This window comes from Mycobacterium lepromatosis (assembly GCF_000975265.2).
Classification (GTDB): Bacteria; Actinomycetota; Actinomycetes; order Mycobacteriales; family Mycobacteriaceae; genus Mycobacterium; species Mycobacterium lepromatosis.
Map to the genome: position 1 here is coordinate 2242957 of NZ_CP083405.1, position 13411 is coordinate 2256367.

Consider the following 13411-nt stretch of genomic DNA (forward strand, 5'->3'; position numbering starts at 1 on the left):
TTTCCGGACAACACAATCGATGCATTCGAGTAGCTAAATATTAACAATTAGCTATCAATTTCTACGTCACAATATATTTCGGGTCGTAGGCATTGTACATTTACTGGTTTGGGCCAATTTAGTGCATATCGTGGCTGTTGATCTTGGCCAGCGTGTCGGTGAGATTGGCGGGTAGCGGGTCGGCGGTGGTCAGGTTGTTGTCCGGTTTTTGATCTGCATGGTGCGGTAGTGGCGGGTAGTGCGCGCGAGTTTCTTAATGCTCCAATTAGTCAATTAGTGTAGTGCTCAATCCAGTGACTGAGGACCATCGCGGCAACCACCACGGTGAGGTGGGCTTCGATGGAGTCGCGGATACGGTGGTAAATCGGGCGCGCCTGCAAGTTCGTGTTTGGACATCTGGAAAGCCTTGTCGATGGGTTACAACTGGTGGGAAGCATCAATAATTGAACGTTGCGTGATGGCCGACGAAGTTGGTGGTGGACCCCTTCTAGCCGGCCAGCGTGCGGGGCTTGTCTTAGTACTGCGCGATTGCCGCTCATATAGTGGCACCGGTCAGTTGTATGTAGCGGTTGCGTTGGACCGGAAAATGCCCATCGATGGCACGCTGTGCGTTAGTGACCTGATCATTGATGCCAAGCAGCGTCTTTCGGGCCCGACCGTGGGGGTAGTGGTAGTGGATGACCCGGTCGGGGGATTCTACGGGCTTTCTCCGAACTCGTTGATGATCACCGCTGGGTAAAAGAACTAGCCCGTAGGGGAACCGCCTCGCTGGGGGGTGTTTGTCGCACCACTAGCGCACCACGTCAGACAGGCGCGGAATGCGAGCACCGAAGATGTCGATCAACCTAACAGCCTGTAAGGCGACCTGGTTGGTTTCGGAGATTATGCCGGCGTCGGCCATCACGGTCACGTCGGTCAGATTGTGAGCGGTCTTAAGGCATTGATGACCGGCACCATCATGGTGGTCTCAGTCCGGTTGCCCTCGAACGCCGCGACATTGAGCGGCAACCCGATAGCGTCGGTGAACAACCCCAGGATGATTTGTGGATCCAGCCGGCGTTCGTTCGAGAACCCAGGCTCGCGGAACCTGTCCTCCACATCTGTCTTGAAGTACAAGACTGTCGCGTCGTAGAGCACCAGTCTGGCTGGACTTAACTACGTATGAGCCGCTCACGCGGTCAAAAGTTGCTCTCGGAATTCAGGTTGAGCAAAATTGGCAGGAGTTGATTCGGTGTCCAGTAGGCCACCGAATCAACTCCGGTCTCCGTGAGCACTCGTAATGCATCGACCTTGCTTATCGGTTCAATGACGCGTACCGTTGCCAGGTCACGAAACACCCTGATAACCGCCACCGGTGGCATCGAAACCCCAGCCACCCCGTAGTCTGACACGACGCCTCCCACAGGTGCGCTGACCTCGACGCCACGATCTGTAACAGGGAGCCGGCCGACCCGCGACGATCCAAGCCTTTGCTGACCGGCCGCCACACCTTGGTTAGCCGCGGCCTTGCACACCCTCTAACTCAACTTCTGCGTGCACAGAACCTAAGCGCTCACTCTAGCGCGAACCCCGCCATGGTGACCAAGACAATCTACACAGCCGTAGTCCCCGAGGCCATCTTCATGGTGCGTGCATACGCTACCACCACACCCTAAAAACCTTCAATTTAGTGCCCACATTACGTCCCGCCACCGAAGAAAACAACAGTTCACAATTTTCACGCACCGACCACCGAAGAGTGGCAAAAGTCAGGTGATACGCCGGCTCGTGTTGTGTGTTGGTGATTGTTGTAGCGTGTGATTGTGTGTGGGGGGGTGTCTGTGGTTTTGGTTTCGGTGAACGGTGTGGTGTGTTTGTTGTAGCTATTGCTGTAGGTGGGGATTGCGGTTTCGAGGTTGTTGACATCGGTGAACGTGTTGTGGCCGGTGGTGGTGAAAAAGATTTCGGTTATATCTCAGCCGTGAGCAGCTTGTCGGTGTAAAGTGCAGTCTGGCTTGCTGGTTATTGTCTGGCCAGGTCCGGCTGCTGGGGGTTTGTGGGTGGCGTAGTTGTCGCAGATGACGCGCAACTGGATGTGTGGGTGTGTTTTGGTGGCGAGTTTGAAGGTAGTAGCCCAATCCGGCTTGGGTGCGATCCAGCTGCTTGGATCTGGGGCTTCATTGTTGACGTTGAGCACAACCACCGCCGCGGGTTGAGTGAGCCTGGGCGTGGTGCCGCGGATACTTTCGATCCGTTTCCCAGACTGCTTGCCGACCCTGGTGCACGCGTCTTTGCCCACCAGGCTCTCCACGGTTATTGCTGTTAGGAGGTGGGACGCTGGTCCAAGGGATGAGGATCGTGGTGCTTCGGTAGTGGTACCGGTCTGGTACCGCGGCCGGGTTCAACCGGGTGCTCTCTTTTGCCTCAATCGGTTTTCACCGTTCTTCGGAGGTGGTGAACCGACGATGAATGTCTTTCCACCTCCAGCGATACCGTGCTCGAAACCATCGAATGACCCGTTACCACGCGAAGTGGCACCGGCGGCTAAGGGTGTGTTTGCAGGCCATGGACCGGACGTAGTTGGTCCACCTGCGCAGGATCTGGTTTGATCGTGTGCCAGCACACCACCGGATTGCGCTGTGATTTCCTGTTCGTCAGGGCACGGATCTTGGCTTGCACACACCGTTGTGTCCGGTCGGCGATAGAAGTCTAGACATGCCACTTGGTCGTTCTGTTCTTGCGTTTTCACCCGGTGTGTCAGCTGCGAAAGTCCACACCGTTACCGAGATGCATGATCTGTGTCTTTGCAGCCGACAACTGCAGACCCAAAGACGTAAGCACCGAGTCGATTTCATTTGCAGGGCTTCAGCGTGTTTGATTGTGTTGTCCTCGGCAGGCCTTTGGATGAGCCACCGACTACACAGGTAAGCAGTTGACATCGAGCCGCCCGGCTTCCATGGCCCGCATCAGATGTTCATCGAGCGCAGACAAGGCGATGTTGGTCAGCAACGACGACAAGATATCGCCCTGAGCCGTTTCGGTGTGAGTGTTCTCGTGCTCACCAGACTTGGTGAGCACACCAGCCTGAAAAACGTCTTCACCAGGACCAGTACGTGTTTATCCTTGACTTGCAATCACATTCCGCTCCAGCAAGAGCGGAATGTGAGCTGAAGTCACGGCGCACCTCGATGTCTGGCAATACAGCACCCATCGATAGCCTTGAGTGCTGTATTGGTCAAGCTCGGCGATCGCGTCCTGAGATCGCCGCTTGGGGTGGAACCCAGGGGGACTGGCGCGAAATCGGTCTCGAAGACAGGACCCAGCACCAGCTTCAACGTATCCTGAACGATTCGATCCGCGATAGCCGATGTACCGAGCTTTCACAGTTTCCCAACCTCCGGATTCGGGAATCTTACGTTTCCGCACCAGCAGCGGTCGCAACGAACCGTCCTTCAACCAGTCCGCAGGTGGTCAAAACCCGCTACCCCGACGATTTCTTCGCCGTGGGCGACGGTCTAGTCCCCACGCCAGCAGTTATTCGCCCCCATGGTCGCCTGTGACCGGGTCAAACACCACCAACAACGTCGCGGGATCACACACGAGATTGAACAGGTCATCGAACTTGCCAGCCACGATCGACCGCAGCCCCACGATGAAGTTTGACTGTATCTACGATACCCGTCACCAAGGCCCCAACCGGGCCGGTTGATCAAGAGCGCCGACAATCACCGGCGTGTCGTCGACAGTACAGCATCTTTTCCTTCCTCCAACCCGCTGCCATCCTTTCTCCACGCGCACGGGCCTTTCCCCGGCTCAAAGTACTACGGTGACCCCGCCTCTGACCCGATCGACCGACGATGAACCCAACCCGATCAAGCGTGTTGGCCGCACAGCACCCAGGCAGGACCTAGGACGGTTCCCACCCTCCCCGGCGTCACCCAGGCCAGGCTGCTACCGCTTCACCGTTCTTGCTGCGACAGGACCGGCGGCGAAGATCTCTCACCTTCACGTTCAATCATCAAGGCTGCGTAGCGCACATAGATCCAGGTAGAGCCCGACCACATCACACAGTCTGGCCTCCCGCCCGGGAACTTGACAGTCTCCACACGATGCGGCTGGATGCCCCTATTTACGCCAAATCCACGCGACCGAGGCGAATGCGATCCCCAGCCGATCAGCCATCAACCGCGCCGCCCAATGCGTCACACCCAGATAAACGAGCGATTCACCCGTACCCACCAACATCTCTTACAAGCACCGAAGCACATCCCGTCCCCGGCGTGCCCGAACCAGGATATCAGTATTTAGCCACCCCACCGGACACCACCAACCCAATCCACGCCCGCGTCACTTGCCCCACCAGCACACACGACGCCCTCGTCAACCACTCCAGCCGACCCCGATCACCAACGCGCAACTCCAAGGCGGCAACCACATACACCACCCACTTACCTCAACCAACCAAACGTACCCACCCAATAACACACACCACTAGCTGCCTGAGGTCATTCAGGTAAAGCGAGTTCGCTTTTGGTTGTTCAGCAACCTCTCGTCAACGCTGTGGGGACTGTGGATACAAAACTCCTCCTTAAAAAAACCCAGCAATTACCAAGGATGGTCAATTAATTTTTTCCTGCGTTGTCAGCTCCGGCACCATTCGGTGGTGCGATGCGCCTATCACTCGCACACAGTTATACGACGGGTGCAATAGGTTATAAACCTACCCGAATTTTCGCAGTCGAACGTGGAAACTAAACACAACGAGTCCACTTACAATCGGGACTAGAAGGACACCAGCAATCCACAGTGTTAGACGTTCTCCTGAAAACTTCAAAATCTGAACTGAGTGCCGTTATCGGCATGCTGACTTGTTGCACCACCGAGATTGCGGTGCACGATGGACACGTTGTTGACCATGTGCTGTAAATGCTACCAACTTCAATAAAAACCTGGCATTTCCATAGAAACAGGGGGCCCAGGAAAATTCCCGTCTCGGTGGCTACACCGGCGACCGATTCACCCGGCTGCAGCAGCTGAACAACTGGCCAAAGCATTATTGTTGTACATATTTGCCGAGGCATGCAGCCTGATAATCGCTTTGCGCTATTATCACAACGAATTCGTCCTGTCCAGTCGATTCAATTGCGGTGACGTCGGTAGCCGACCCTTAAAGCTTAAACACCTGTCCCGCGACGACCAGATGCACTTCGTCGCAGACGGCCGCCACGCGTTGGTTGATCGCGCCAAGCAGATTCCGAAACAGCACACCCGAACGATGAGCAGGCACCCCACCGAGGCCGACCTCATTCGTCACCACGATAATGTCGGGCAATCCGACCAACGCCCCATACAGCCCGTCAAGTTGTGCCTCGACTGCAGCGTAGATGTAACAATCCACCCGTACGGGATACCGTGCCTCGGACAAAACCTTTACGAAGTCAGCTGGTTTCCGCCGTCAGCCAAGTCGGTTGGCGACGAGCCCGATGCAGCACGGCGCGGTAACCCCAGTCGGGATCGCTGCGATCGGCGAGGCAGTTAGGAACGATGTAGGTGACGTCTGCTACACCAGCCAACAGCGCTTCTGCGTGCTTGGACTTGCCCGAGCGGACACCACCAGTGACCAAAATCCGCACCGCGTCATGGTAAACAGTGTGTTCTCCGGCAGCGGCTCTTCACGACGCTCCGGACAGTAGAAAGAACAAAAGTCGGGGGGCAATTATATCGAGCTAGGTACAGCAACGCATCAATGTCGAGGTAGCCGTTAAACGAGATTGCCGAGCAGGTCGAGGCTGCGCTCATGCACGGCCGGGAAACACGTTCCCGACGAAGCGAGTCCGAGCGTTTCGTGCAAGAAAGCCGCGCGGCGCGCATAACATTCCAAGGAGCCGCGTCGCATCGTGCCGAATACCCGTCCGTTTCGTGCACCGCCAAGGCATTCCTCGGTAGCGTCACCGCGGGTAATGCTGCTATGGTGAATCCCTTACCCCGAGGCGGAAATTCCCAGTCACTGTCCTACACAGTAGCCGCAGCGCCTTCTGGGTGGCGCACGCCGTCTCCACGTCGAGAAAACCCATGCCGTCGAGCTCGGCCACCGGCCGTTCGACACCATCCGGCCCAGCAGCTGGAATCCACCGCAAATACCGAGCAATGACTTACCCGCTTCGGTATGCTCTAGCACCACACCATCTGGGCATCGTACCCGAAACCAAACTAGATTAAGTGACCATTGCACGGGTACCTGGGGCAGCACGATCAGGTCGACATCGCCCCGCGCTAGGTTCGGAAGCGCATACGATGAGTTGTTGGACATACTCCACCCCTTGATAAGGGCGTCACCCGTACGTCGCGTCGAGCCGACGCGCGGCACAGCCCCGCGGTCACCCGACACTCTTGTCAGCTTCACTAGTCGTCCCAGCCACCAGCAGGACCGATATAAGCCGTAGCCTAACAGAAAGCTGGGTCATCACCCCAGGTTCGCGGCAACATTGGCGCCCGTGGGCTGTCGCTGAACGTACCGTTGGGCAGAGTGACCAATCCTGTGGCGGGACCGGAACTGGCCTGGCGGGCGGTTCCGGCTAACCCCAAAGTTCCTGCGCCTTGATCCGATGCCGTCGGCGCGGCCTTCGCGTTGGGCGAACCGCTCGAGTCAAACGGTGTGACCTTCGCCTGCAAGCGCCGCCGCGATTGAGCTTGCTCCTGGAGCGTCGCCGCAACCTCGGGTGCTTCGGTGCGTTCGGGTGCCGAAGCCTGCTGTCGGACGCTGGTACCCACCGCTCTCCTGGCCGTCGACGGCAAGCGACCCACCAGGTACTCGAAGCTTTCCATGCCCGCACCGGTCACCGACGGTGGTGCGGTAACCGGCGGCGGACCAGGCGTGACTACCGGCGCGGTCGCGGCTGCGGGAGCCGGTACCGGGATCGGGGGCGAAGCTAGGGTGGGCATCAAAGGCGGGACAACCGGGGCCACCGCTGTGACGGGCGGAGCGGAAGGCAACGCGAGTGGTGCCACGCCAACCAGGCCCGCCAGCCCCGACAAGCCCGCGAAACTGCCCGCTGCACCCGCGGTGGCGACCGCTAACGGGGTGGTCAACAGCGGCAAAATAACCGGGAGCAGCACAAAAGACTGTTCAATCAGGGTCTTAACCAACGCGATGGTATCGGTGATAATCGTGCCAATGGCCTCAATGGTGGTGAACAGCATGGTGAATCCGATAGTCACAGGATTACCCGAAGCGAACGCCGCTGCAAGATCGGCCCCGATAAAGGCGAAGGTCTGGGACAAGTAGCCGATATATGAACCTATGTCCATCGGAGTGCCGAGGGCAAACGCGATGTTGAAGGGGCTGAGGAAGCTAAGCGGATTACCAAGCGAGGGCAACCAAGGATCAAATCCGGAAAACATCGCTTGGAAGAAAGGGTGGTTCGTCAACGAGGTTATTAGCGGTTGGACCACATTGTTGTAGAAGTCGGTGTAGCCGATCCGCTGCAACCATTGCAACCAATTTTGGACCTGAGGAGGCTGGCTGGGGGCTGTCGGCGACGGCTGGTCGGAACTGGCTTCCAGCGCGTCACTTGCCATGATTTGGGGAGCGGCGATGGGCTCCGGAGCGGAATCCACCATCACCGTAGAGATCTCCTGATAGGTGCCCATCACAATGGCGGCCTCGACCCACATCCGCACGTAGTCGGTTTCGTTGCGAACGATCGGGATAGCGTTGATGCCGAAGAAATTAGTGGCCACCAACACCGTGTGGGCAGTACGGTTGGCGGCTAGCTCAGCCAACGTCGGCATCATCGCCAGAGTGGTGGTGTAGGCAATGGCCACGGTTTCGTGTTGGGCGGCCATCACGGCGCTATCAACGCTGGCTTGCCTCAGCCACCCTATATACGGTAGGTGGGCGATCACGTAAGCTTCGGCGGCCGAACCGGCCCAGAAGCGACCCGGGATCACTATCAACAGCTCGACCAGCTCATCGGCCGTCTCGGCATACACGCTACTTAACGAGCGCCACGCTTCAGCTGCCACTAGCAGTGGACCAGATCCCGGTCCACTGCTTAGCAGCGCCGAGTGCACTTCCGGGGGTGACGCCATCCAGATCGGCGAACTCATCGCGAGCCACCCGTGATCGGGTGCGATTTAATGCTCATGGTGGCGACCGGACCGCCGAACAAAAGTTGCAGCGTCATGACAATGCAGCTTTCTCCAGGGTACACCGCCCCGGGTTAGCAGGACGCGATGACGCGAGTTCCTGGCTCTCGGATCGCCGCTTGCCTCGCCTTCCAGCCGATGGCTGTGGCCTACGAGGGTCGCTCCCCAATTACAGTGGCGGGACCGCGCCGGCTTTGCACCGACTTCCTGCATCGTCATCGCTCTTACGGATATACAGTGTTGCATATAGACGGCAATGCCGGGAAAATTAGCTCAGCTCGCAGTCTGATCCGCTAATATGATGGACCCGATGGGGTTTGACCGACCCCGACTCCACGTCCCCCGCGGGATCTTCCCCGTAACAACCGGCCTGACAATCGCCGTGGCCTGGCTATACTAGCCTTTCTGCCTCGGTCTCACACCAGCGCCACCCCGGATGCTTGACTGACTTCAGCCTGGAAACTGACTACTTTCCCGACAATTGACGGTCACCGACGTCACGACTTTCATCACAAGCTACCACAAGAATTGCCAAATCCTGACGGTCGAGCACCCGTATCGGGGCAGTTGGCCCCAGTCGTATGTGCTGGGCGCGTGCCTGAGCATTGCTCTAGCGATGATCGTGAGTGCTAGCTTCATCACCGGTACGACCGGGCACGGTTATGGCTCCGGTATTAGGGACCTCACTCGTGCTGACGGTTGTCCTGACACTTGCTCCCTGGGTCCGTTCGGCGGCTACCCTACTGTTGATCGGCGTGATGATTGATGTAGTCTATACCGCGGCCAGCGGTATATGCTGTTGAGGGGTGCTGGGTAGCTTCGCCTGCACTAGCCGGTGTGACTTGTTGCTGCTAACCGCTATCGGGGTGGGTCGCGGCAGCGCTCACTACCCGCGTTTTCACGCAGCAATCCTCGCGGCTGGTGCTCGACGAACCGATCGCTTTCCTGGACGTGTAATCCCGTGCCGACCTGGTCGAGATGTTGCGCACCCTAGCCCGCTAACAGGACCTTACGATCGTCATTCAACGCACGAGCTCGAATTCGCGCCGCTTGTCGCCGACCGGGTGTGGTTGTTCGATGCCGAAGGCAGACTACGCGATCCGGTACCTGAAAAACTCATGCTCGCTGGATACGTCGGTGCTCTGTTAGACTGCTCCACGCTGCGCTTCGATCCCGCCGTCGGAGCGTTCATATTCCAGGGCCCGGCCGGAAAAAGCACAAACATACAACCAAGAGAACGCTAGCGCATCCACAACCATTTCGAGATCATATTAACCGCAACCGATTCCGATACGGTCACACTGTCACACCGACACGCATCGTGCGACACCGACCACACTGGGTACGCTGCAGATGCTTCTGGGTAGCCTGTCAGACAACAATCACAATTGCATACCGGCGGAGGAGTACTCCACGGTGCTGCACGAATTGTCGTAATTGGGATGATTTTTCGCTATCAGGACCGGGTTCAATCACCGAAGACGTCTAGCGTCCGTACAACAGCTCTACACCGACATGGCGCTGCTATATGGCAACATCGCCGGGTACAGGACCGCATAAAAGCCCCAGAACGCCTGGTCGCGGTCTCAACTTCCTTCCTCAGCTTCACTGCGCGGCTCTGGTCGATCGTAATCGAAACCTGGGTCGGGTACCAACCCGTCCCGAACCCGGCTGCAGACCCTAGGCGTATTCGCGGGTAGTAACTCGTTCAACTTCCCGGCGATAGTCCCGCTGAGGAAGACTAATCCAGCTCTGGCATGCGGTAAATGCTTTCATTCTCAAGCCAAGCTAGCGCTACCCCTAGTTTCCGCTGCGATTGGCCAAACTGTTCATCGAAGCGTGCCCTGCACCCGGTTTGTTACGAGTCTTACACAGCAACAAGGAATCCGTCGATCGCTGATCGGTACCGAACACGGCAGCGCCGACGGCGCATTATATGATTACGGCAATCAGTGTCACGGTGTCAGGCGGCGAGCAAACTACGTAATGGTTACGCACCAGTTTATTGAGCAAATCAACAATCTGTGGATATGGCACAGCCTATACCCGAAAGCCAATTACGACCCGTTGCTCACTTAGGCCGCGTTTACCCGGGTGCATGATTAACATCTATCAGGGTGTGACCACCGATGCCGAAATTGTCATCTACAGCCGCGAAAGTTCAAGCGACTAACTCACCTTCGGTGAATCAAAGCTGGAGTGCAGCTTTTCATCGTGCCGACCATGTTACCCCCGACATGTCGATTTACACCTACGAGATCCTAAGGACCGTGCTGTTCACTATACTAACCCATGATTACTCAGAAGCATTGCAGTTACTCTTGGAACACAAGTACGGCAACAACGTGGTAATCTTAACCCGCGACAGCAGCACTGCACGCGACTGCGTGGCCCGGGTGCAGTTGAGCATGGTCAGTATCAACGTTACGAGATCGGTCCCGGTGGCCTAATAACATTTTGTCTGCTGGAAGCGTTCTGGCTTCGGTGACCTCAACCAACACGTACCGACGTCGATCCGATTCGACACGAAGGTCAAGAACGTCACATCAGGATAGCCTCGGCTATTAATGGATGCTCCGAATTCACAACAACAAAAATGGATTAAGGACAACAATTATATGCAGTTAATTTCCAGGAGCATGATGAACGGGTAATCAGCGAGACAGCAGCAGCCTTCCCCCGCCAAACTTTTGGCCCCACATGCCCTGGAATGGGATTCCACCAAGCCTTTTCCGGTATATGTGTTACGTGGCGTACACCCAGCTCGGCATGGCGGCAATCTATTGCAGTGACGACGTCGGCGGAAGCAAACTGCTTCTACTAGACAAGGGTAATTATTTTCGAGCAGTTTTCTATCGTAAACTCGACTACTACCGCATTCCTGTACACAACACGTGCTCGTAGATGATCAATATTTTCAGCACAGCTGAACAACGCAAAATTTGGATTCCGCGGTTGGCATCGATGAACGTCACTGCCAGCTCCTGCCTGACTGAGACCTACACCGGCTCCAACGTCATCTATTTTGAACTCTTGCACCGTCAACCAAGGCGGCTACTACGTACTCAACGGCGTGAAACAAGTCATTTCCGGCACAGGAACAAAAGATACCCGCCGACGCGATGTTGGTCGGCATCGACGGCGATGGTTCCAGCTTCGGAATAGCGATGAATAGTCTCAACGGTGGCCGGCGCGATAGTGCGGCATGCCCACTGGGTTGTGCACAATCAGCCTTCGACAACGCGGGACAGATATGAACGATCTACAGTCCTTTGACGCTACGCGACTCGACGAGCTCACAATCCATTTTACCCTGGCCGACATGGCTATTGGGCTCGAAACTTCACGAATGTTGTTGTTTCAGTCAGCGACCGTGCTAGAAAATAAAGCTGCCGACAAAGTCGAGCTGGGTGCGATAGCCAAACGCTACGTTACCGATACTTGCTTCGATGTCGCGGACAAAGCCTTGCAGCTGCAAGGTACACAAGTATGGTCTGGAGAAGATCGTCCGCTATATGCGTGGGCACCGAATTCTGTAAGGGAACAACGAGATCATGCGAGTGGTCATCGGTCGCGCTGAGACCACACAATTCCCGAGCCACCATGTAGAAAAGAAGCAATGACAAAGCTTTTCAAGATTGCCTTCTTGGGGAAGAACAACACGGAAGCGCCGATGTCGGCGGATATGGTTGGCGCCGAACATACCTTGCGCGGCTTCGACCCCGTACTTACAGCGGTTGCCGCCGCAGTCTCAACTGGTTTATCAATGTTCGACGGTGCTACCGCCGTAGTGGCCAAAGCCGACGTGGTCATCACCATACTGCCCAACGGCAACGTGATCAAATGCATCTATGCCGAAATGCTGGACGGCAGCAGCAGGGCGTGCACTGTTAATCGACAGTTCGACGAGCTCGGGAAACGACGGTCGGGGAGGTGCATGCGCTGACCGGCTCACACGGCTTGCCTCGGCGCGACGCACCGGTTCCTGGCGGGGTGTGAAATGTGCCGTTGACGCTACCGGTTCGGCGGCCCCGTTGGGCAGTCACGCGGCCGAGTTCGATGCCAAGTTCGCCGCTTAACACAAAGCCCTGGACGTCAATGCGGTCACCTAGACACTGCGCAACAGCTGAACCGGTTAATACTAAAGCCGGATCGCGATGCCGCGCGGGCCAGAAGTCAGCTGTGGTGCGGAGTTCCGATGGACGGCACCAGCACCTGTGATTCACCCACGACCACCGATGTTGGCGAATACTTGATAGTTGAGTGTGACGGTAGAGTCTTCGACCGTGACGCAGCCGAAATCGATTATCTGCAAATAACGTTGTCCGAACATCGGTGGGGTGCGGCACCCGTGTCACCAGTCCACCAACTTCCAGCCAGCAAATCGCATGGGTGCGGCTGATGACATGAACCTGTAGCCGGCCGAACGCCTTGGTGATTGGCAACGCTCCGGTGAGGCTAAACGCTAATAGCCGCAACAACATTAAAGCGGGAAATTCAGGTTGTAGGGATGCAGCGCGGTCTCGAGCCGGGCCAGCAGGATCTTATGGACGCGCATCACCGAAGTCACCGCGGCTATAACTTACGCCACGTCTCCCCATCCGACACCCTCTCAGTTGGCACGTGCCACGGCAATCGGATCACTTTTCTGCCAGTGCATGTCCATTTCCTTGTCCGAATGTTTTGGTGGGAAAACTTTTTCGTACCACACGTACGGCCAAAGCACACGCTCGGCTTTCCAACTCTCGGTCATGCTACGAACTTTTCTACCGCAGATAGCACCACAAAAGTCGACACCCGATTGTTCAGTTCACGGTGATTCGTGCACCGCCTCCTAGATAGAATCTAACTTAAAACACTTTGTCGACAATACATCACGCCATATCCGACCCCTCCTGCGAAAGCAGGTACATGAAGTTCGCATGAGCGAAGGTGGTGAATATCCCCAATGCGCTTAGAACCATGCAAAAATAGCGACTTTCAGTCGCTATGATCAGGATCCGTCGCAGCAGTTGGTCTTAGGCGATCACGACCTCAAGCAAGTTGATGATCACGATACCGAAGGATGAGCTGCTGGGCCCACAACGTCTAGACTAGGTCAGCAAACGCCAGCCTGTAGCCGATCCACAATCCCAACAGCCCATACGCCTTGTAAGAAGATCGTGCTACCACCACTTTGGGTAAACATAAGGCCAGCTCTGCCAGCTGTTTCCGAGTAGGCCGGCCCGGTGCTCAGACGAGACGAATTCAACATACACGTCATCGAGCAACACGACAGTATCTC

General features: G+C 56.6%; 8 protein-coding genes, 4 pseudogenes and 1 riboswitch. Of the genes and pseudogenes, 4 read left to right on the forward strand and 8 right to left on the reverse strand.

Annotated elements, in window-relative coordinates:
• Positions 1–118: 118 nt before the first annotated feature.
• From MLPF_RS16425 to MLPF_RS10760, 7 genes and pseudogenes are all read right to left on the reverse strand, one after another.
• Positions 119–1624: pseudogene (locus MLPF_RS16425) on the reverse strand (IS1634 family transposase).
• Between the two features lie 330 nt (positions 1625–1954).
• A complete protein-coding gene (locus MLPF_RS10735) occupies positions 1955–2290 on the reverse strand; it encodes a hypothetical protein (RefSeq protein WP_237817196.1) in 336 nt (111 codons plus the stop codon).
• A gap of 605 nt (positions 2291–2895) precedes the next feature.
• Positions 2896–3057 carry a hypothetical protein gene (locus MLPF_RS10740; RefSeq protein WP_193386758.1) on the reverse strand — a complete coding sequence of 54 codons (162 nt, stop codon included), beginning with the start codon at positions 3055–3057 and terminating at the stop codon, positions 2896–2898.
• A gap of 1219 nt (positions 3058–4276) precedes the next feature.
• Positions 4277–4420 (reverse strand): hypothetical protein, encoded by a 144-nt coding sequence (locus MLPF_RS10745; RefSeq protein WP_156147023.1) that lies wholly within the window; start codon positions 4418–4420, stop codon positions 4277–4279.
• Between the two features lie 726 nt (positions 4421–5146).
• Positions 5147–5612 (reverse strand): annotated as a pseudogene (locus MLPF_RS10750) (bifunctional adenosylcobinamide kinase/adenosylcobinamide-phosphate guanylyltransferase).
• A gap of 333 nt (positions 5613–5945) precedes the next feature.
• Positions 5946–6071 carry a hypothetical protein gene (locus MLPF_RS15845; RefSeq protein WP_282435838.1) on the reverse strand — a complete coding sequence of 42 codons (126 nt, stop codon included), beginning with the start codon at positions 6069–6071 and terminating at the stop codon, positions 5946–5948.
• 352 nt (positions 6072–6423) lie between these two features.
• On the reverse strand, positions 6424–8088 hold the full coding sequence (locus MLPF_RS10760) for a PPE family protein (protein ID WP_045843426.1): 1665 nt from the start codon (positions 8086–8088) through the stop codon (positions 6424–6426).
• Positions 8089–8201: 113 nt separating this feature from the next.
• A riboswitch (cobalamin riboswitch) is annotated at positions 8202–8382 on the reverse strand.
• A 1416-nt stretch (positions 8383–9798) separates the two neighbouring features.
• Here MLPF_RS10760 and MLPF_RS18220 point away from each other — a divergent pair.
• From MLPF_RS18220 to MLPF_RS10780, 4 genes and pseudogenes are all read left to right on the forward strand, one after another.
• Complete coding sequence (locus tag MLPF_RS18220; protein ID WP_156147201.1) at positions 9799–10206, forward strand: aldehyde dehydrogenase family protein; 408 nt, start codon at positions 9799–9801, stop codon at positions 10204–10206.
• A gap of 50 nt (positions 10207–10256) precedes the next feature.
• On the forward strand, positions 10257–10577 hold the full coding sequence (locus MLPF_RS10770) for an aldehyde dehydrogenase family protein (protein ID WP_282435810.1): 321 nt from the start codon (positions 10257–10259) through the stop codon (positions 10575–10577).
• Positions 10578–10780: 203 nt separating this feature from the next.
• Positions 10781–11750 (forward strand): annotated as a pseudogene (locus tag MLPF_RS10775) (acyl-CoA dehydrogenase family protein).
• A complete protein-coding gene (locus MLPF_RS10780; protein ID WP_052696463.1) occupies positions 11747–12073 on the forward strand; it encodes an NAD(P)-binding domain-containing protein in 327 nt (108 codons plus the stop codon). Before MLPF_RS10775 ends, MLPF_RS10780 begins: the two are co-directional and overlap by 4 nt.
• A 276-nt stretch (positions 12074–12349) precedes the next feature.
• On the opposite strand, the pseudogene MLPF_RS10785 reads toward MLPF_RS10780, so the two are convergent.
• Positions 12350–12718, reverse strand: a pseudogene (locus MLPF_RS10785) (MarR family transcriptional regulator).
• Positions 12719–13411: the final 693 nt, after the last annotated feature.